We start from the raw sequence: 19356 nt of genomic DNA on the forward strand, positions 1-19356 counted from the left end.
CCCAGTCCGTCGCAAGACGCCAGTGACCTTGCGGCTCCAGCAGATCCGCGACTCGATCGGCGAATTCCGGCTGCACGAGCCGACGCTTGTGGTGCTTGGACTTCGGCCACGGGTCCGGAAAGAACGTCCATACCTCGCGCACGCTGCCCGGTCCCAGCATGCTGGGCAGCGCCTGTGCCGCGTCGGCACAGATCAATCGGACGTTGTCGACGCCCTCGTGCACGCACTTCGCGATGGTCTGCGCGACACCGGGCACCCACACCTCGACCGCGAGAAAGTCGACGTCGGGGTGCTCGGCCGCCGCGTGCACGATGCAGTCCCCGCCGCCGGAGCCGATCTCCACCACCAGCGGCGCGGACCTGCCGAACGCGGCGGCGACGTCGAGGCGGTGGTCCGGCTCGACCAGCGTGCCTTCACCCACCATCGGCACGTCCAGCAGGTATGCCGGCCCGTGCTCGGCGAGCGCACGGTGGTGGCGTTCGGCCATCCGGCCGCTGCGCCGCGTGAAGGAGCGCGTCCGGGCCAGGTGGACCGGCGAATCAGATTGCGACACTTACTTCTTCGCCTTCTCCACGGCGCCGGAGTCCTGTGACAGCGCTGCGATGAACGCCTCCTGAGGGACTTCCACGGAGCCGACCATCTTCATCCGCTTCTTGCCCTCCTTCTGTTTCTCCAGCAGCTTGCGCTTGCGGCTGATGTCGCCGCCGTAGCACTTGGCCAGCACGTCCTTGCGGATCGCGCGGATGTTCTCACGGGCGATCACCCGTGTGCCGATCGCGGCCTGGATCGGCACCTCGAACTGCTGGCGCGGGATGAGCTCCTTCAGCTTGGTCGCCATCGAGACGCCGTAACCGTACGCCTTGTCGCGGTGCACGATGTTGGAGAACGCGTCGACCTTGTCCCCCTGCAACAGCACGTCCACCTTGACCAGGTCGGCGACCTGCTCGCCATCGGGTTCGTAGTCGAGAGAGGCATATCCGCGCGTCTTGGACTTCAGGGCATCGAAGAAGTCGAAGACGATCTCGGCCAGCGGCAACGTGTAGCGCATCTCGACACGCTCCGGCGAGAGGTAGTCCATCCCGCGCAGCGTCCCGCGCCGCGACTGGCACAGCTCCATCACCGCACCGATGAACTCACTCGGCGCGAGGATCGTCGCACGCACCACGGGTTCGGTGATCGAGGCGACCTTGCCGTCCGGGAACTCGCTCGGGTTGGTGACGGTGACCGTGCGACCGTCGTCGAGCGTCACGTCGTAGACCACGCTCGGCAGTGTCGAGATGAGGTCGAGATCGAACTCCCGCTCCAGCCGCTCGCGGACGATCTCCAGGTGCAGCATGCCCAGGAAGCCGACCCGGAAGCCGAAGCCGAGGGCCGCCGACGTCTCCGGCTCGTAGACCAGCGCGGCGTCGTTGAGCTTCAGCTTGTCCAACGCATCGCGCAGGATCGGGTAGTCCGAGCCGTCGATGGGATAGAGACCGGAGAAGACCATCGGCTTGGGGTCGCGGTAGCCGCCCAGCGGCGTCGTGGCACCGCCCCGGGCGGAGGTGACCGTGTCACCGACCCGCGACTGGCGCACGTCCTTCACCCCGGTGATCAGGTAGCCCACCTCACCCACCCCGAGACCGTCGGCCGGCGTGGGCTCGGGTGAGATCACTCCGATCTCGAGCAGTTCGTGGTTGGCGCGGGTCGACATCATCTCGATGCGCTCCCGGCGATGCAGTGAGCCGTCGACGACTCGCACGTAGGTCACCACGCCGCGGTAGGTGTCGTAGACCGAGTCGAAGATCATTGCGCGGGCGGGCGCGTCGGCGTCGCCCTCGGGGGCGGGGAACTGCCGGACGATCTCGTCGAGCAGTGCTTCGACACCGACCCCGGTCTTGCCCGAGACCTGCAGCACGTCCGACGGCTCGCAGCCGATCAGTCCGGCGAGTTCCTCGGCATACCGCTCCGGCTGGGCCGCCGGCAGGTCGATCTTGTTGAGCACGGGAATGATCGTCAGGTCATTTTCCATGGCGAGGTAGAGGTTCGCCAGCGTCTGCGCCTCGATACCCTGCGCCGCATCGACCAGCAGGATGGCACCCTCGCACGCCGCCAGCGAGCGCGACACCTCGTAGGTGAAGTCGACGTGACCGGGCGTGTCGATCATGTTCAGGCAGTATGTCGAGCCGTCCAACTCCCACGGCATCCGGACCGCCTGGCTCTTGATGGTGATGCCGCGCTCACGCTCGATGTCCATCCGGTCGAGGTACTGCGCACGCATCGCCCGCTCGTCGACGACGCCGGTGATCTGCAACATGCGGTCGGCCAGCGTCGACTTGCCGTGGTCGATGTGGGCGATGATGCAGAAATTCCGGATCAGGTCCGGGGGCGTTGCGGCGGGCGGCAGCGCCTGACGAGCCATGGGTGACAACGTGTTTTACCTTCGGAATGCGGGGCGTGGTGGGGTGGGGTGACTCCCCAGTCTCCCATGACGACGCTCTTGGGTCTGAATCGAAAGATCCGGCACAGTCGGCGCTTACGTGGTCATGCGCCGTCCACCGTCTCCAGGAAATCCTCCCAGAACGTCACCGCGGCCTGGGTCATCGCCATCCCGAGGCGCAACGGGACCAGCCGAGCCGCAACGTCCTCCCGCTCACCGAACCGCGCCTCAATTGCGTGGTATTCCGCCAGTCGTTCCTGGTGCTGCTTGATCTGCCCCTCGGCCAACTGACGTTGGCTACCCGCGCTGATCAACTCGCCGAAGAACAGCTTGAGCTCGCCCACATCGCGGATCTGCATCGGCTCGCTGATCGGTGCGTCGAGCCACCGGCCGAGCTCGGCCCGGCCCTCGTCGGTCAACGAAAACGTCTGCTTGCGCCGACCCTCACTCTCCTGCTCGACCGTGAGCAACCCCGCCTCGACCAGACGGCGCGGCTCGGAATAGAGCTGTGCGTGCGGGAACGGCCAGAAGTAGCCGATCGAATGCCCGGACGCGCGCTTGAGGTCGTATGACGTTGACGGCCCGCGCAAGGCGATCAGGCCGAGCACGACATAGGACGTCACCGTCATTCCCACTGTTGACATGCCGCTCACTGTAACCTACCGTCTAATTCACATCGTATGAATCAGACGGTCTGTATTGGATGGTTAATGATGGCGACCACAGATTCGATGTCTCGACTCGAGGACGCCCGGCTGGTCACCGGCAAGGGCTCCTTCATGGACGACATCGATCCGCTGCCGGGCACGCTTGTCGCTGCCGTTGTCCGCAGCCCGCACGCACACGCCCGCATCGCCGCCGTCGACCTCGAACGCGCCCGCGCTCACCCTGGCGTCGCGGCGGTCATCGGACCCGAGGACGTGACCACCGCGCTCTCGCCGTTCCCGCTGTCGCTGCGGGCCGAAATGTCCTACTACCCCACCGGGACCGACAAGGTCCGCTACGTCGGCGAACCAGTCGCTGTCGTCGTCGCGACCGATCGCTACACCGCGGAGGACGCAGCCGACCTGGTTCACGTCGAATACGACCTGCTGCCAGTGGTCGTCGATGCGATCGAGGCCACTGACGCCGGCGCGGCGCTGCTCCACGAGCAGGCCGGCAGCAACGTCCTCAGCGACCGCACGTTCACCTTCGGCGAGGTAGACGACGCCTTCGCCACCGCCGAGCACGTGGTCGAGGGGGACTACTACTTCCCGCGCTACTCCTCCACTCCGATGGAGTGCTACAGCGTGGTCGCCGAGTGGGTCGACCACCCCCGGCGGCCGGAGGTCCAGGTCTGGTCCAACTTCCACGGTCCGTTCTCGATGGTGCCGGTCCTGTGCGGAGCGCTCGGCGTCACGACGTCCCAATTGCGGCTGCACGTGCCGGGGGACAACGGCGGATCGTTCGGCATCAAGGCAGGCATCTACCCCTACATCGCGTTGATGGCCCTGGCCTCCAAACACGCGGGGCGGCCCGTGCGCTGGACCGAGGACCGCTCCGAACACTTGCTGTCGAGCTCGGCCGGCTCCGACCGGCACATGCACGCACGCCTCGCGATCGACGCCGATGGCATCATCACCGCGTCCGAGGTCGACTTCGTCGAGAACGTCGGTGCGTATCTGCGCCCGCCGGAGCCCGCGACCCTCTATCGCTGCTTCGGCAACATGACCGGTGCCTACCGCATCGACACAGTGCGGATCCGCGCCCGCGCAGTGGTCACCAACAAGTGCCCGACCGGGCTCAACCGCGGCTTCGGCGGCCAGCAGCTCTACTTCGGCCTGGAGCGAATCATGGACAAGGCAGCCAGCGTCCTCGGCATCGACCGGCTGGAGTTCCGGCGGCGAAACCTGGTGCGTAGCAGCGAGTTTCCCTACGCGACTCCCACTGGTGGCATCTACGACTCCGGCGATTACGAGCGGGCTGTTCGGCTGCTCGAGGAGCGCGCCGACTATCAGCGACTGATTGCCGACCAGAAGGCAGCGCGAGCGCGCGGTGAACTGGTCGGGACGGGCATCGCGCTCATCGTGGAACCCTCCGGCACCAACATCGGGTATGTCGGACTGGCGACTCCGGCCGAGAATCGGCCGCCGGGCCGGGGCAAGTCGGGTTCGACCGAGCATGTCCATCTTAGCGTCGACCCGCAGGGCATCGTCGGTGTCTCGCTGGGAACGGTTCCGCAGGGCCAGGGACACGCCACGGTCGCCCGCCAGGTTGTCGCCCGCGAGCTCGGCCTGCCTGAAGAACAAGTCGTGCCCACCATCGACATGGACACCGCAACCTCGGCCTGGACGATCACCACCGGGAGTTATTCATCGCGGTTCTCACCGCTGGTGACGTCGGCACTCGTCGACGGTTGCGCCGAAGTTTCGCGCCGGATCAGGATCGCCGCCGCCGTCATGCTGGAAACCGATCCCGACTCCCTCGAATTGCACGACGGCAGGGTGCGCGTGATCGGTGACCCTGAACGATTCGTGCTCTTCAAACACGCTGCCGGCCTCGTCCACTGGGATCCGGGCCGACTGCCGGCGGGTCAAGAGGCCGGACTGGAAGTCAACGTCGCGTTCACCCCGCCGGAGGCGCAAGCGCCCTCGCGGACCGACCAGGTCAACTCCTCGCTCTGCTACGGCTTCGTCGCCGACCTGGTGAGTGTGCGTGTCGATCCCGAGACGCTCGCCATCACCATCGAGAACGTCGTGAGCGTCCATGACGCGGGCACCATCCTGAACAAGACCCTCTTCGAAGGTCAGGTGCATGGCGCCATGGTCCAAGCGATCGGTGGCGCGATGTACGAAGAAATGGCGTATTCCGAGTCAGGGCAGCCGGTTTCGACGTTCATGGACTACCTCGTCCCGACCTCCGCGGAGTGCTCGTTCCCGTTGCACATGGAGCACCTGGAGACACCGTCACCACTCACCCGCCTGGGCGCCAAAGGCGCCGGGGAAGGAGCCAGCATGAGCATTCCGGTCGCGATCGCGAACGCTGTCGAGGACGCGCTGCGCTCGCATGACGTCGAGATCATTTCGCTACCGCTCCATCCCGATGTCCTGCACCGACTCCTGGGCGCCCAGGACTGACCGACGTCGGCGCGACGCGCCGAACACCATCCAGCTCCGCGCCATACACCTCACCGCTCGAAAGGATCCCCAATGCCCATCACCGGAGGCGACATCCACCTGAAGCGCAGCCACGACGGCCGCGTCGCGAACCTGACCCTCGACCATGGTCGGCTCAACATCGTCACGATGCAGATGCGGGCGCAGATGGCCGAACGCTTCGCCGAGATCGACGCCGACAGCGACGTTCGCGCCGTGGTGATCCGCGGCGCCGGCGACAACTTCACTTCCGGCGGCGACATCGCCGGCTTCATGGAAGTGCAGCCGTTCGACCTCACCGACCTCGGCCATGACGTGACGGCGGCGTCCCGCTCTCCGAAGCCGGTGATCGCCGCGATCGACGGCTATTGCTTCGGTGTCGGCCTGGAGTTGGTGCTGTCGGCCGACATCCGGCTCTGCACCGAGCGGGCGCAATTCGCGCTGCCGGAGATGAAGCTCGGGATGATGCCCGGCTCCGGCGGCACGCAGCGACTCTCGCGGTTGATCGGGCTCTCCCGTGCGAAGTACCACATCCTCACCGCCGAGCGATTCAACGGCCAGCAAGCATTCGACTGGGGTCTCGCGGCATCCGTGAGCAACAGCAAGGAAGCGCTGGAGGCGGAGGTAGAACGCGTGGTGAGCGCGCTGCTCGGCTACTCGGCGGTGTCCTTGCGCACCGCCAAGGAGGTCCTCGATCGCGGCATCGACGGTCCGCTCGCAACCGGTGTCGAACTGGAGCGCAAGTCATACGCAATGCTGCGCGCGACCGCGGACTTCGCCGAAGGCGTCGCTGCGTTCGGCGAGCAGCGCAAGCCGGAGTTCCAGGACCGCTGAGATGAAGGCCGCGCCATTCTCGTACGTCCGCCCGACCAGCCCCGCGGACGTCGTCTCCGAGCTGAGCACCTCCGGCGGCGACGCGAAGGTGCTCGCCGGAGGTCAATCCCTCATGCCGGTGCTCGCGATGCGACTGGGCCGGCCGACCACGCTGATCGACATCACCCGAGTCCAGCAGTGGCGCCGGATCGACGCCGGCTCCGAGGTCCGCATCGGTGCAGCTGTGCGCCAGCGCGCTGTCGAGCGGCGACCCGACCTCACGGTCCCACTGCTCGCTCGCGCCCTCCCCTGGATCGGGCACCGCGAGATCCGCAGCCGAGGCACAGTCTGCGGCTCGCTCGCCCACGCGGACCCGGCGTCCGAACTGCCAGCCGTTGCCCTCGTCCTCGACGCACGGATGTCGATCCGCGGTCCGGCCGGCACTCGGGAGGTCCCCGCCGAGGAGTTCTTCCGGGGCGCCATGTCGACGGCGATCGAGACCGGTGAGGTCCTGCAACACGTCACCTTCCCCCGGCGGCGGCCGGGCGAGGGATTCGGCTTCGCGGAGATCGCGCGGAGGCACGGCGACTTCGCTCTCGTCGGGGTCGCGACCAGGGTCCTGGTGGACGGTCACCGGATTGTTTCGGCCCGCCTCGGCGCCTTCGGTGTCGCCGACCGCCCAGTGGTTGCCGACGTCACCACCGAGATGGCGGAGCCGCTCGGTGCCGCTCTCGACGGCGGTCCCCGGGAACCGGTGGCCGACGCCCTGCGCGATGTCGCGCGGCAGTTGGTGACCACGGGTGGGGACAAGCACGCCAGCGCCGGATACCGCCGGCGCCTGCTCCGCACGCTCGGCGCACGCGAACTCCTCGCGGCGGCCCGGGCAGGCCAGAAGGAGAACCACTGATGACGACACCCAACCTCCTGCTGCGCGCCGCGGATGCCCGAAGTGGGCTCCGTGACCGAGCCCGATCCGCCGTGCGCCGCCGGGACGCCGGCCGCCCGGCCTCGAACGCGCTGCGATGCGCGTCGGAGGACTTGCTCCGAGTCGACCTCACCGTCAACGGTCGGGCTGCGACGGTGCACGTCGCCCCGAGAGTGACGCTCGCCGACGCGCTGCGCGACCATCTCGGGCTGACCGGCACCCACATCGGTTGTGAGCACGGCGTCTGCGGAGTGTGCACGGTGCTGATCGACGGTGACGCCGCCCGCTCCTGCTTGACGCTCGCCTGCCAGGTTGACGGCAGCGACATCGTCACGGTCGAAGGCATGGGCACGGCCACGGACCTGCACCCGCTGCAGGAGTCGTTCGGCCGGCACCACGGGCTCCAGTGCGGTTTTTGCACCCCGGGCCAGATCATGAGCGCCTACGACCTGCTCAGCTCCGAGCCGGATGTCGACGACGAGCAGTTGCCCGAGCAACTGTCCGGAGTGTTGTGCAGATGCACGGGATACCGGAACATCGTCGATGCGGTCGCAGATGTCGCACACACTTACCGTGACGGCGTCCCGGCACCGCACTCATGTCCGCAATCGAGCGTCCAGCTGTCCCGCGCCACCCTCGGCGGTCCTGGCACCGCGGTCGCCTTCGACGATGGCACGGCGTCAGGCCCGACCGAGATCCGCGTGCCGTCCGGTGAACCGACGGCGACCGTGGCCATCGACACCGTCGCGGACGCGCCGCTCGACGATGTCTGGGCCGTCCTGCAGGACACCACAACGCTGGCCGCATGCCTGGCAGGCGCGGAGATAGTCGCCGACTTCGGTGATGACCGCTACAAGGCGCGGATGGGGATCCACCTCGGCCCGGTGCGGCTGGCGCTCCTCGGCGATCTGGCGATCACCGAGCGCGACGAAGCGAGCCATCATCTGACGGTCGTCGGGCAGGGCGCCGACGCATCGTCCGGCGACGTTGCCGGACGGGTCGACCTCACGGTCGCAGCACACGGTCCCGATGCCACCACGGTGCATGCCGTCGCCGATCTGCACATGGTGGGCCGCATCGCGCAGTTCGGCCGCGGCCTGGTGAACGACGTCAGCCGTGACATCTTCCAGGACTTCACCGACCACCTCGCAGCGGCCGCGCGGGGCGAGGCCGTGACGCACACCGGCCCGAGCGCCCTCGCCATGGCCGTCGCATTGCTCAAGACCCGCATCCGGCGCACGCTGCGCTCGGATCGAGCAGGAAAGTAGGCACCGGCCATGGACCTCGCCCGCACGCTCGCCTGGACCGCCGAACGGCATCCCGAACGACTGGCTTTCAGCGGTCAGCGGCAGCTCACCTACCGGGAGCTGGACGAGCGCACCAACCGCATCGCCAACGTCATGACTTCTCTGGGCGTCACCCGGGGCGAGCGAGTCGGCCTGTTCTGTTCCAACAGTGAGGAGTTCGCCTCAACTCACCTGGCGCTGCAGAAGATCGGGGCGATGTCGACGCCATACAACATCCGGCTCGGCGAACCCGAGCTCCGCCATTGCCTCACCGACTCGGACCCCCGCGTCGTCCTCGTCGACGCGGTCGGCGCGGATCAGGCACGTAGCGCGCTGCGCGATTCGGATGCCGTCGTGCTCACCGTCGGTGAATGCGGGATCGACGGCGCAGCAGACTTCGAGGATGCGGTGAGCGCCGCAGCGAGCGCCGCGCCCAACGTCGAGATCACGCCCGACGACCTCAGCGTCATGCTCTACACCAGCGGCACCACGGGTCGGCCCAAGGGCGTCCCGCGCACGCACCGCAACGAGCACGCCGCGACCATCGCGCACATCATCCAGGCGCGCTACGCCCCCGGCGAAGTGACGCTCGGCGCGATGCCGATGTACCACACGATGGGGTTGCGGTCGCTGCTGTCGATGATCGTGATCGGCGGCACGTTCGTGGTCCAGCCAACCTTCCGTCCGGATGAGGCGATCGGTCTCATCGAAGACTCCGGTGTGACGGCGCTCTACCTGGTGCCCACGGCGTTCTGGTCGATGATCAACAAGGTCGGCCACATGGACCGCGTCGCACGCTCCGTGCGCAAGCTGGCGTTCGACGGTGCGCCGATGAGCTCCAGCCTGTGCCAGCAGTTGGTCGAAGCGATCCGTCCCGAGGTGTTCATCAACCACTACGGGTCGTCCGAGATCTACACCTTCTCGGTCGCCGACGACGCGGCAGCCAAACCCGGAGCTGCCGGGCGAGCCGGCGTGTTCGGCCGGTGGCGGGTCGTCGACCCGATCGGTGCGGCAAACCACGACCCGCTTCCAGTCGGGGTCGAGGGAGAGATCGTGATCGATCTGCGCTCCGACGAAGCGTTCGCAGGCTACTGGCGACGGCCGGACTCGGATGCCAAATCGATCCGGGACGGCTGGTATCACACGGGCGACATGGGCCGTGTCGACGAGGACGGCGACCTGTGGGTGGAAGGACGCGTCGACGACATGGTCGTCACGGGTGGCGTGAACGTGCACCCGGTGGAGGTCGAGGATGTCCTCGTGCGCCACCTGCAGGTCGCCGAGGTCGCGGTCGTCGGGCTCCCTGACGAGCAGTGGGGCCAGGCAGTCACGGCGTTCGTCGTGCCCACCGACGACGTCTCCGACCCTCTCGAATTCGCGGCGTCGCTGCGCGATTGGGCGAAGCACGAGTCGGGCCTGTCGGCATACAAGATCCCCAAGACCATCCACATCGTTCCCGCCATCCCCAAGAGCCCGGTCGGCAAGATCCTGCGCCGCCGCCTGGTCGAACAGAACGGGTGACGCTCGAAACGCCCGGTCGCGGCGACCCACCTGCCGACCCGGCCGGCGGTCGACCTCGGATCCACCAAGCACCAGCAACAACCCCAAGGAGAAACGACCATGTCCATCGCAACCGCCGCTGCAGCGGCAACGACTCAGGGCACCACTCACAAACCCACCGTCAATCCCGCCCCGCTCGCGTTCGGAGCATTCGCCGGTACCACGTTCCTGCTCAGCTGGGTCAACGCCGGAATGATCCACGAAGCAAGCATCGACGCCGCCGTCGCCACAGCCTGGATCTTCGGCGGCGTCATCCAGATCCTCGTCGCGTTCTGGCACCTTCGCAACGAAGAACTGTTCCCCGCAGTCACATTCGGATCGTTCGGTGCGTTCTGGTGCTCGTTCGCATTGTTCGCGACCCTCTACCTCGGCAATATCCCACCAGCCGACCACGGCGCAGCAACCGCGTTGTTCCTCTTCCCCTGGGCAGTATTCAGTCTCTACATGCTCATCGGCGCCTTCCGAGTCAGCGTCGCAGTAGTCATCGCCTTCATCGGCGTCGAAGCCACAATCATCCCCCTGATCATCGGTAACGCGAACGGCAGCGCAGCCTGGGTCCACATCGGCGGCTGGGCGGGAGTCGCGCTAGCCGTCGTCGTCTGGTACGTCGCCGCCGCCGAGGTGCTCAACCACCAGTTCGGCAGAACGATGCTGCCGTTGGGTGAGATCCGCACCTCGGACTCGTAGTGTCCGCTTGGGCCGGAAGCTCGTCCCGCGCGGTCGGCCACGACTGTTGGGCCCTACGCTCCGGCCTCGGCCTCCCGCCGGGCCACGACTGCGCTGGCACCGGCGATCGCGATGCCGGCCACGGCCAGCAGCGCGCCGACCCGACTGGGCCACTCATAACCCAGACCGTGGGCGAGCACGACACTGCCCAGCCACGCCCCCAACGCGTTGGCGATGTTGAGTGTCGAGTGGTTCAGCGCCGCCGCGAGCGACTGGCCCTCCTGTGCCACATCCATCAGCCGGGTCTGCAGCAACGGCACCAGCACCGAAGGGAGCATGCCGAGCAGGAAGACACCCACGACTGCGGTCGGGCGGGCGTGGGCCATCGGTCCGAAGAGCGCCAACAACACCGCGATCGCCGACAGCATCGCGATCATGCCGCGCAACATCCCGTATGCCGCGACCCGACCGGACAGCATCGTCCCGATCGTCATACCGACGCCGTACACGACCAGGATGAGCGGCACCGCGGCGTCCTGGAAGCCGGACAGGTGGGTCATCGTCGGCGTGATGTAGGAGAAGGTCGCGAACATCCCGCCGAACCCGACGGTCCCCACGCCGAGCGTCAACCACACCTGCGGGCGGGCCAGCGCGCTGAGCTCGGAGCGGGCCGAGGCCGCCCCGTCCGCCGGCTGCATGGGCACCCACGCCAGCACGGCGACCACGGTCACCAGGGCCACGAATCCCACGAAGACATAGGGCCATTGCCATCCCAGATGCTGCCCGAGCAGGGTGGCGAGCGGCACGCCCACGACGTTGGCGACCGTCAGGCCGGCGAGCATCATCGCGACCGCGGCGGTACGCCGGTGGATCGGCACCAGCGAGGCGGCGACCACCGACCCGATGCCGAAGAACGCACCGTGGGGCAGGCCGCTGACGAATCGCGCGACGAGCAGGGTGCCGTAACTGGGCGCCAGCGCCGAGCCGAGGTTGCCGATCGCGAACGCCACCATCAGGGCGACCAGCACGACCTTGCGGCGCAGACCTGCGGCGAGCATCGCGACCAGCGGAGCGCCGACCACGACACCGAGCGCGTATGCCGACACGACATGGCCCGCGGTCGGAATGCTGATGTGGACGCCGTCGGCGATCTGCGGCAGCAATCCCATCGTGACGAATTCGGTGGTCCCGATGGCGAAGCCGCCCAGCGCGAGCGCGAACAGCGCGATGCGGATCCGGGGTTCGGGCGGGGCGTCGGCAGCGCCGGAGGAGGGGGGCGATGCGGTAGCGGGTGACGTCACCGGACCAGCGTTCCGCGTCACCACGGTTACTCGCGAGTAGATCGGCTGTACGTGACCGGATTCACCGCCGCTCGGCGCACGGGAGGGACCATTGACCGACCGGCACGCGAGCATTCGCGGCAGTCCACGGGGTCGGCACACCCACCCGCGAAGCGCACGCTAGGCTCTGCGTAGCGAGCCAGAAAATTCCGACATGCGAAAGTTTCACATCACATTGTGGAGGTTGCACCAATGTCCGACACGACCGCGCCGAACCTGCCCGACGGCGTGAAAGTCACTGGCCCGATCAGATCGAGGTATGACGAGATCCTCAGCCCCACCGCGTTGGAGCTGATCGCCGAGCTGCACCGCGCGCTGAACTCCCGCCGCCTGGAGGCCCTCGAGGCACGGCAACAGCGGGTCGCCGACGTCGCCGCCGGCAAGGACCTGGACTTCCTGGAGGAGACCCGCGCGGTGCGTGAGGACCCCGACTGGAAGGTCGCGCCGCTGGCGCCCGGGCTCGAGGACCGCCGGGTGGAGATGACCGGCCCCACCGACCGCAAGATGACGATCAACGCGCTCAACTCCGGGGCGAAGGCCTGGCTGGCCGACCAGGAGGACGCCAACACCCCACTGTGGGAGAACGTCGTCGAGGGGCCGCTCAACCTCAAGGACGCACTCGACGGGACCATCGACTTCACCAGCCCCGAGGGCAAGGAGTACAAGCTCGTCCCGCCGGAGCAGCAGCCCACGATCATCGTGCGGCCGCGCGGCTGGCACATGCCGGAGAAGCACATCCTGGTCGACGGTGAGGAGACCTCCGGGTCGCTGGTCGACTTCGCACTCTACTTCGCCGCGTGCGCCCAGAAGCAGCTGGACCGCGGCAAGGGCCCCTACTTCTACCTGCCGAAGATGGAGAGCCACCGGGAAGCCCGGCTGTGGAACGACGCCTTCGTCATCGCGCAGGACCGCCTCGGCATACCGCAGGGGACCATCCGGGCGACCTGCCTGATCGAGACGCTGCCGGCCGCGTTCGAGATGGAGGAGATCCTCTACGAGTTGCGGGACCACTCCTCCGGCCTCAACGCCGGCCGCTGGGACTACCTCTTCTCGGTCATCAAGACCTACCGCACCCGCGGCGCCGACTACATCGTCCCGGACCGCAACTCGGTCGGTATGACGGTCCCCTTCATGCGGGCCTACACCCAGCTGCTGGTCAACACCTGCCACCGTCGCGGCGCTTCGGCGATCGGCGGTATGGCGGCGTTCATCCCCAGCAAGGACGAGTCGGTCAACAAGGCGGCCTACGAGAAGGTCACCGCCGACAAGTCGCGCGAGGCCGGCGACGGCTTCGACGGCTCGTGGGTCGCGCACCCCGGGATGGTCGAGACCTGCAAGTCGGTCTTCACCGAGGTGCTGGGCGACCGGCCCAACCAGATCGACAAGGTGCCGGCCGCGGACGTGCGCGCCACCCAGCTGCTGGACGTCAAGTCCACCCCCGGCGAGGTCACCGCCGCAGGGCTGCGCAGCAACATCGACGTCGCGCTGCAGTACCTCAAGTCGTGGCTGGCCGGCCGCGGCGCCGTCGGCATCTACAACCTGATGGAGGACGCCGCCACCGCCGAGATCAGCCGCTCGCAGATCTGGCAGCAGATCCAGAACGACGTGCGGCTCGCCGACACCGGCGAACAGGTCACCAAGGAGATGGTGCTGCGGCTGGTCGACGAGGTCATCGCCGACCTGCCCGGCGACGCGGCCGACTACGAGGACGCCAAGGCGACGTTCCTGGAGGTCGCCGTGGCGGACGACTACGCCGACTTCCTCACCCTGCCCGCCTACGCCCGGATGCCCTGATCCGGATGCCCGACACCCGAGCGCCGATCGCAGCCGTCACCGCACAGCTGCGGTCGGCGCTTGCGTCCGGCAGCATCATCGACGACCCAACCCGACTGGCGACCTACGACTGCGACGGCCTGCTGCACTATCGAGTGACCCCTGCGCTGGTGGTGCTCGCCCGCACCGCCGATGACGTGCAACAGGCGGTGCGCGCCTGTGTCGCACACGGCGTGCCGTTCGTGGCGCGCGGCTCGGGCACCGGGCTGTCCGGTGGGGCGCTCCCCCACGCCGACGGCGTGCTGATCGTGATGAGCGGATTCCGTGAGATCCGAACCGTTTCGGCGCGTGACCAGCGCGCCGTGGTCGACCCCGGAGTCATCAACCTGGACATCTCGGCGCGTACCCGGCCCGAGGGCTATTACTTCGCACCCGACCCGTCCAGCCAGCAGGTCTGCAGCATCGGCGGCAACGTCGCCGAGAACTCCGGCGGCGCCCACTGCCTGAAGTACGGCTTCACCGCCACGCACGTGGTGGCCGCGGACGTCGTGCTGCCCGACGGCGAACGCACCACCCTCGGGAGCACGGCACCGGATGCGCCCGGGTATGACGTCCTCGGCGCCTTCGTCGGCTCGGAGGGCACGCTCGGTGTCGCGACGTCGGTGACCGTCCGGCTGACCCGCGCCCCGTCGGCCGTGGAGACCTTCCTCGCCGGATTCGCGGACACCGACTCCGCCGGCGCCGCGGTGTCAGCGATCATCGGCGCCGGCATCGTCCCGGCCGCGATCGAGATGATGGACGCGCTGGCGATCGAGGCGGCCGAGGCCGCGGTGGCCTGCAACTACCCGGCGGGCGCCGGAGCCGTGTTGGTCGTGGAGCTGGACGGGCCGGACCACGAGGTGGCCGCCGAGCTCGCCGCCGCCGAGGCGCACTGCCGCGACGCCGGAGCCTTCGAGATCCGGGTCGCCGCGGACGACGTGGAGCGCCAAGCGATCTGGCGGGGGCGCAAGTCCGCCTTCGCCGCGGTCGGCCGGATCAGTCCCGACTACATCGTCCAGGACGGCGTCATACCGCGCACTGCACTGCCGGAGGTGCTGCGCGCGATGACGGCCCTCGCCGCCGAACGCGGTGTCCGGGTCGCCAACGTCTTCCATGCCGGCGACGGCAACCTGCACCCGCTGGTCCTGTTCGACGAGCGCGTGCCCGGTCAGGGCGATGCGGCCGAGGACGCCTCGGGCGCCATACTCGACCTGTGCCTGGAGCACGGCGGCTCGATCACCGGCGAGCACGGCGTCGGCGCCGACAAGGCCAAGCACATGCCGAAGATGTTCTCCGCGCAGGACCTGGACACCATGCAGCTCGTGCGGTGCGCGTTCGACCCGACCGGGATCTCCAACCCGGGCAAGGTCTTCCCGACGCCCCGGTTGTGCGGTGAGGTGCCGGGCAAGCGCAGCGCGGCGCACCCGGTGCACGCAGCCGGTCTCGGGGAGGTCTTCTGAGATGACCAACGTCCGAACCGAGCCGGCCAACCGGCCGACCGACCGGCCGACGAACACCGCGCAGGTTGCCGAGTCGCTCGCACAGGCGCACCGCGCGGGCAAGATCGTGGCGGTGCGCGGACATGGCACGAAGCACGCCTTCGGAGGCGTCGGCGCCGAAGCCGACGTCGTGCTCGACCTGAGCGGGATGCCGCAGCTGCTGGAGCACCAGCCCGGTGACCTCATCGTGCGGGCCCAGGCCGGAATGGCGTTGCACGACCTGCAGACCCAGCTCGCTCCCGCCGGACAACGGCTGTCCATCGACGAACCGGTCGCCGGCAGCACGCTGGGCGGAGTCGTCGCCACCAACACCAGCGGACCACGACGGTTGCACACCGGCACCGCTCGCGACCTGCTGATCGGCGTGACCCTCGTGCTGGCGGACGGCACCATCGCCCGGTCCGGCGGGAAGGTCGTCAAGAACGTCGCCGGATACGACCTGGGCAAGTTGCTGGTCGGGTCCTTCGGGACCCTCGCCGTGATCACCGAGGTGACCTTCCGGCTGCATCCGGTCCCCGCCGCCGGAGCGTGGGTACACACGCGCATCGAGGCCGGCGCCATGGAGTCCGTGCTGGCACCGTTGTGCCACACGCAGCTGGCGCCGGCAGCACTCGAACTGGACTGGCGACCGGGCGAATCACCCACGGTCGCGGTCCTGCTCGAGGGCACCGCCGAAGGCGTGCCAGGACGGGTCGAGCAGGCGCGCGCCACCCTCGGCGCCGACACCCATGTCGATGCGGAGCTGGACTGGCCGTGGCACTACCCCGGTGCACACGACGGCTCGCAGACGATTCTCAAGATCACCTCCCGGCTGGCTGCGGTCGCCGAGACTGCTGCGGCAGCAACGGATCTCGGACTGCATGTGCGTGGCTCGGCCGGCACCGGCGTGCTGTATGCCGCCGCACCGGCGGAGACCTCCGCCGCGGCCGTCGCCGGCATGCTGCGGACCCTGCGCCCGCTCGTATCACGTGCCGGCGGTGCCGTGGTGGTGCTGGCCGGCCCGCGCGAGGTGCGCAGCAACGTCGATGTGTGGGGTCCGGTCAACGGACTCCCGGTCATGCGCCGGCTCAAGGCACAATTCGATCCCGAGCGCCTGCTGGCCCCGGGCAGCTTCGTGGGAGGGATCTGATGTCCAGCGCTTTCGACGCCCACAACCCGCCGTCGCAGGAGCTCATCGCCGACTGCGTGCACTGCGGCTTCTGCCTGCCGACCTGTCCGACCTACCGGTTGTGGGGCGAGGAGATGGACTCGCCACGCGGCCGGATCCACCTGATGCAGGCCGGACTCGAGGGCAGCGTGCTCACCGAGCAGATGGTGGAGCACTTCGACGCCTGCCTGGGTTGTATGTCGTGCGTGACCGCCTGCCCCAGCGGTGTGCAGTACGACCGGTTGCTGGAGCAGACACGCGCGCAGGTCGAGCGTCACCACGAACGCACGCCGGCCGAGAAGGCGCTGCGTAGAACGATATTCAGCCTCTTCCCCTATCCGGACCGGTTGCGCAAACTGCGCGGTCCGCTGCGGGTCGCCCAGCGTCTCGGGCTCGACCGGGCGCTGCGCCGCACCCGGGTGCTCGACCGCTTCCTTCCCGGCCTGGCGGCCATGGAGCGACTCACCCCGAAGCTCGGTCCGCCGGAGAAGCTGCCGAGCGAGGTCCCGGCGGCGGGCGCCGAACGCGCGGTCGTGGGATTGCTGACCGGGTGCGTGCAGGACGTCTTCTTCTCCGATGTCAACGCCGCCACGGCGCGGGTCCTCGCCGCCGAGGGTTGCCGCGTCGTCATACCGCCCGGGCAGGGCTGCTGCGGTGCCCTGAGCAGTCATTCCGGCCGCGAACCCGAAGCGCAGGATTTCGCACGGCAGACGATGGCCACCTTCGCCGCCGCGCCGCAGCTCGACACCGTGGTGGTCAACGCCGCCGGCTGCGGCAGCGCGATGAAGGACTACGGCGCCCTGCTCGCCGCGGAGGACGACGCCGCCACGGCCGGATCCGCCACTGTCTTCGCGGCCGGCGTGCGTGACCTCAGCGAAGTGCTGACCGAGCTGGGGACCGTCGCGACCCGGCACCCGCTCCCGCTGCGTGTCGCCTACCACGACGCCTGCCACCTGGGCCATGCCCAAGGAGTGCGCTCGCAGCCGCGGGAGCTGCTGCGGGAGATCCCCGGGCTGGAGATCGTCGAGATCCCGGACGCGGCGATCTGCTGCGGCTCGGCGGGGGTCTACAACATCCTGCATCCACAGACCGCCGGCGAGCTGGGCGAGGCCAAGGCGCGCAACCTCCTCGCGATGAAGCCGGATCTGATCGTCACGGCCAATCCCGGCTGTCTCATGCAGATCGCGAACGCGCTGGAGAAGCTGGGCTCCCCGATTCCGATGGCGCACACCGCAACGGTGCTCGACGCCTCCATCCGCGGTGTCCCCGTCGAGGCACTGCTGCGCTGATTCACCTGCGCTCCCCGACTAGGCGCACCTCCGCACGACACCGCGTTCCGCGACTCGTGCCGCACAGCCGTCAACGCTTTTATCCGGTACCGTAAGTTACATGAACAGTAGTCACCCGCACTCCAAGCCGTCCCTGGCCGACCGCAGCCAGAACTTCGGCATGCGTCTGATCACCCGCGCGGGCGGACTCGAGGCGATGAAGAACCCCGCGCTGCGTGAGACGGTCGAGAAGTTCCTCTACCGGGGCGCCCGGCAGGGCTTCCGCGCGCAGGTGGCCGCCGGCCGGGCCTTCACCGCCAGGACCGGTTCGGGCGCACCGACCCGCAGCAAGCCGGCGACACCGCGTGTGCAGTTCGACCTGACGCCCGGCGACGACCAGGAGATGATCCGCGAGGCGGCTCGCGAACTCGCGGACGAGGTGCTGCGGCCGGCGGCGTCCCAGGCCGACACGGACCGCACCGTGCCGGACGCGGTGCGCGAGCAGGCCGCGCAGATGGGTATGACGCTACTGGCCGTCCCGGCCGAGCTCGGCGGGGTCGCCGAGGAGGCCTCCGCGGTCACCAGTGCCCTCGTGCTGGAGGAGCTCGGGCACGGCGACATGGGCCTCGCCGTCTCGATCATGTCGGCCGCTGCGGTGGCGAATTGCCTTGTGAACTACGGCGACTCGGATCAGCAGGCCACCTATCTCGAGGCGTTCACCGACGAGAAGGCGCCTGCCACCGGCGCGCTGGCCCTGATGGAGCCGCAACCGCTCTTCGACCCGGCCGCGCCGCGGACGACCGGCCGCCGCGAGGGCAGCACGCTCGTCCTGGACGGCACGAAGGCCCTGGTCCCCGGCGCCGCCTCGGCCGATCTGTTCATCGTCTCGGCGTCCGTCGACGGCGAGCCGCGCCTGGTCATCGTGCCGCCGGCCACCGACGGCGTGACCGTCTCCGACGACCCGGCGATGGGCATCCGCGCCTCGCACACCGGCACTCTGCACCTGGAGGGCGCCCAGGTGCCGCTCACCAACCTGCTCGGCACCACCGCCGATCACGCCGACGCCGTCGGCCGGGCCCGCCTCGCGTGGGCCGCGGCGGCCGTCGGCACCGCGCAGGCTGTGCTGGACCAGGTGAAGACCTACACCAAGGAGCGCAAGGCCTTCGGCGAACCGATCGCGCACCGTCAGGCGGTCGCCTTCACGGTCGCGAACATCGCCATCGAGTTGGACGGACTGCGCCTGGTCGTATGGCGCGCGGCGTCGCGCCTCGACCGCGGCCTGGACGCCTCGGAGCAGATCGCCCACGCCCGCGCGCTGACCGAGAGACACTGTGCCCAGATCGGATCCGACGGCGTGCAGTTGCTCGGCGGCCACGGCTTCGTCAAGGAGTTCGACAACGAGCGCTGGTTCCGCGACCTGCGGGGCGCCGGACTCATGGAAGGTGTGCTGCAGGTCTAGCGCTGCCGCCATACGCTCCGAAACCCGT

The 19356-nt window shown here is 68.7% G+C and carries 15 protein-coding genes; 11 read left to right on the forward strand and 4 right to left on the reverse strand.

Annotated features, from left to right (window positions below; all coding sequences use genetic code 11):
* From trmB to ACTHL4_RS08870, 3 genes are all read right to left on the reverse strand, one after another.
* Nucleotides 1-553 (reverse strand): tRNA (guanosine(46)-N7)-methyltransferase TrmB (gene trmB, locus ACTHL4_RS08860; protein WP_440282389.1); only part of this gene is annotated, 553 nt, incomplete at its 3' end.
* Nucleotides 554-2401, reverse strand: coding sequence for a translation elongation factor 4 (gene lepA / locus ACTHL4_RS08865; protein WP_440282390.1), 1848 nt, complete (start codon nt 2399-2401; stop codon nt 554-556).
* Nucleotides 2402-2523: 122 nt separating this feature from the next.
* Nucleotides 2524-3063, reverse strand: coding sequence for a PadR family transcriptional regulator (locus tag ACTHL4_RS08870; protein ID WP_440282391.1), 540 nt, complete (start codon nt 3061-3063; stop codon nt 2524-2526).
* A gap of 69 nt (nt 3064-3132) precedes the next feature.
* Between ACTHL4_RS08870 and ACTHL4_RS08875 the strand changes: the two genes are divergently transcribed.
* The 6 genes from ACTHL4_RS08875 to ACTHL4_RS08900 all read left to right on the forward strand — a co-directional run bounded on the left by ACTHL4_RS08875 (nt 3133) and on the right by ACTHL4_RS08900 (nt 10824).
* Nucleotides 3133-5535, forward strand: coding sequence for a xanthine dehydrogenase family protein molybdopterin-binding subunit (locus ACTHL4_RS08875; RefSeq protein ID WP_440282392.1), 2403 nt, complete (start codon nt 3133-3135; stop codon nt 5533-5535).
* Nucleotides 5536-5607: 72 nt separating this feature from the next.
* Nucleotides 5608-6387: an enoyl-CoA hydratase/isomerase family protein gene (locus ACTHL4_RS08880; RefSeq protein ID WP_440282393.1), complete on the forward strand. Its 780-nt coding sequence runs from the start codon at nt 5608-5610 to the stop codon at nt 6385-6387.
* Between the two features lies 1 nt (nt 6388).
* Nucleotides 6389-7273, forward strand: coding sequence for an FAD binding domain-containing protein (locus ACTHL4_RS08885; protein ID WP_440282394.1), 885 nt, complete (start codon nt 6389-6391; stop codon nt 7271-7273).
* On the forward strand, nt 7273-8559 hold the full coding sequence (locus tag ACTHL4_RS08890; RefSeq protein ID WP_440282395.1) for a 2Fe-2S iron-sulfur cluster-binding protein: 1287 nt from the start codon (nt 7273-7275) through the stop codon (nt 8557-8559). Before ACTHL4_RS08885 ends, ACTHL4_RS08890 begins: the two co-directional genes overlap by 1 nt.
* A 9-nt stretch (nt 8560-8568) precedes the next feature.
* Entirely contained in the window at nt 8569-10098 is a 1530-nt protein-coding gene (locus ACTHL4_RS08895) for a class I adenylate-forming enzyme family protein (protein WP_440282396.1), read from the forward strand.
* Nucleotides 10099-10197: 99 nt separating this feature from the next.
* The gene (locus ACTHL4_RS08900) at nt 10198-10824 is read left to right on the forward strand and encodes an acetate uptake transporter (RefSeq protein ID WP_440282397.1); all 627 of its coding nucleotides are present in this window, start codon (nt 10198-10200) and stop codon (nt 10822-10824) included.
* Between the two features lie 53 nt (nt 10825-10877).
* Here the strand turns inward: ACTHL4_RS08900 and ACTHL4_RS08905 are convergent, their stop codons facing one another.
* Nucleotides 10878-12104 carry an MFS transporter gene (locus ACTHL4_RS08905; RefSeq protein WP_440282398.1) on the reverse strand — a complete coding sequence of 409 codons (1227 nt, stop codon included), beginning with the start codon at nt 12102-12104 and terminating at the stop codon, nt 10878-10880.
* Nucleotides 12105-12335: 231 nt separating this feature from the next.
* On the opposite strand from ACTHL4_RS08905, the gene aceB reads away from it, so the two are divergent.
* The 5 genes from aceB (at nt 12336) to ACTHL4_RS08930 (ending at nt 19328) form a co-directional block, all read left to right on the forward strand.
* Nucleotides 12336-13937 carry a malate synthase A gene (gene aceB / locus ACTHL4_RS08910; RefSeq protein WP_440282399.1) on the forward strand — a complete coding sequence of 534 codons (1602 nt, stop codon included), beginning with the start codon at nt 12336-12338 and terminating at the stop codon, nt 13935-13937.
* A 5-nt stretch (nt 13938-13942) separates the two neighbouring features.
* Nucleotides 13943-15415, forward strand: a complete 1473-nt coding sequence (locus ACTHL4_RS08915) for an FAD-linked oxidase C-terminal domain-containing protein (RefSeq protein ID WP_440282400.1) — start codon at nt 13943-13945, stop codon at nt 15413-15415.
* A gap of 1 nt (nt 15416) precedes the next feature.
* On the forward strand, nt 15417-16583 hold the full coding sequence (locus tag ACTHL4_RS08920) for an FAD-binding oxidoreductase (RefSeq protein ID WP_440282401.1): 1167 nt from the start codon (nt 15417-15419) through the stop codon (nt 16581-16583).
* The gene (locus ACTHL4_RS08925; RefSeq protein WP_440282402.1) at nt 16583-17890 is read left to right on the forward strand and encodes a (Fe-S)-binding protein; all 1308 of its coding nucleotides are present in this window, start codon (nt 16583-16585) and stop codon (nt 17888-17890) included. Before ACTHL4_RS08920 ends, ACTHL4_RS08925 begins: the two co-directional genes overlap by 1 nt.
* A gap of 100 nt (nt 17891-17990) precedes the next feature.
* Nucleotides 17991-19328 (forward strand): acyl-CoA dehydrogenase family protein, encoded by a 1338-nt coding sequence (locus ACTHL4_RS08930; RefSeq protein WP_440282403.1) that lies wholly within the window; start codon nt 17991-17993, stop codon nt 19326-19328.
* The last annotated feature ends 28 nt before the right edge of the window (nt 19329-19356 follow it).

The organism is Flexivirga sp., from assembly GCF_051955415.1.
Classification (GTDB): Bacteria; Actinomycetota; Actinomycetes; order Actinomycetales; family Dermatophilaceae; genus Flexivirga.

Bases quoted from the DNA above. Each gene is read 5' to 3' on its own strand.
- ACTHL4_RS08900 (WP_440282397.1), top strand. From the start codon at position 10,198: ATGTCCATCGCAACCGCCGCTGCAGCGGCAACGACTCAGGGCACCACT.
- ACTHL4_RS08880 (WP_440282393.1), top strand. From the start codon at position 5,608: ATGCCCATCACCGGAGGCGACATCCACCTGAAGCGCAGCCACGACGGC.
- ACTHL4_RS08915 (WP_440282400.1), top strand. From the start codon at position 13,943: ATGCCCGACACCCGAGCGCCGATCGCAGCCGTCACCGCACAGCTGCGG.
- ACTHL4_RS08890 (WP_440282395.1), top strand. From the start codon at position 7,273: ATGACGACACCCAACCTCCTGCTGCGCGCCGCGGATGCCCGAAGTGGG.
- lepA (WP_440282390.1), bottom strand. From the start codon at position 2,401: ATGGCTCGTCAGGCGCTGCCGCCCGCCGCAACGCCCCCGGACCTGATC.
- ACTHL4_RS08875 (WP_440282392.1), top strand. From the start codon at position 3,133: ATGGCGACCACAGATTCGATGTCTCGACTCGAGGACGCCCGGCTGGTC.
- ACTHL4_RS08920 (WP_440282401.1), top strand. From the start codon at position 15,417: ATGACCAACGTCCGAACCGAGCCGGCCAACCGGCCGACCGACCGGCCG.
- ACTHL4_RS08925 (WP_440282402.1), top strand. From the start codon at position 16,583: ATGTCCAGCGCTTTCGACGCCCACAACCCGCCGTCGCAGGAGCTCATC.
- ACTHL4_RS08930 (WP_440282403.1), top strand. From the start codon at position 17,991: ATGAACAGTAGTCACCCGCACTCCAAGCCGTCCCTGGCCGACCGCAGC.
- ACTHL4_RS08895 (WP_440282396.1), top strand. From the start codon at position 8,569: ATGGACCTCGCCCGCACGCTCGCCTGGACCGCCGAACGGCATCCCGAA.
- ACTHL4_RS08870 (WP_440282391.1), bottom strand. From the start codon at position 3,063: ATGTCAACAGTGGGAATGACGGTGACGTCCTATGTCGTGCTCGGCCTG.
- aceB (WP_440282399.1), top strand. From the start codon at position 12,336: ATGTCCGACACGACCGCGCCGAACCTGCCCGACGGCGTGAAAGTCACT.
- ACTHL4_RS08885 (WP_440282394.1), top strand. From the start codon at position 6,389: ATGAAGGCCGCGCCATTCTCGTACGTCCGCCCGACCAGCCCCGCGGAC.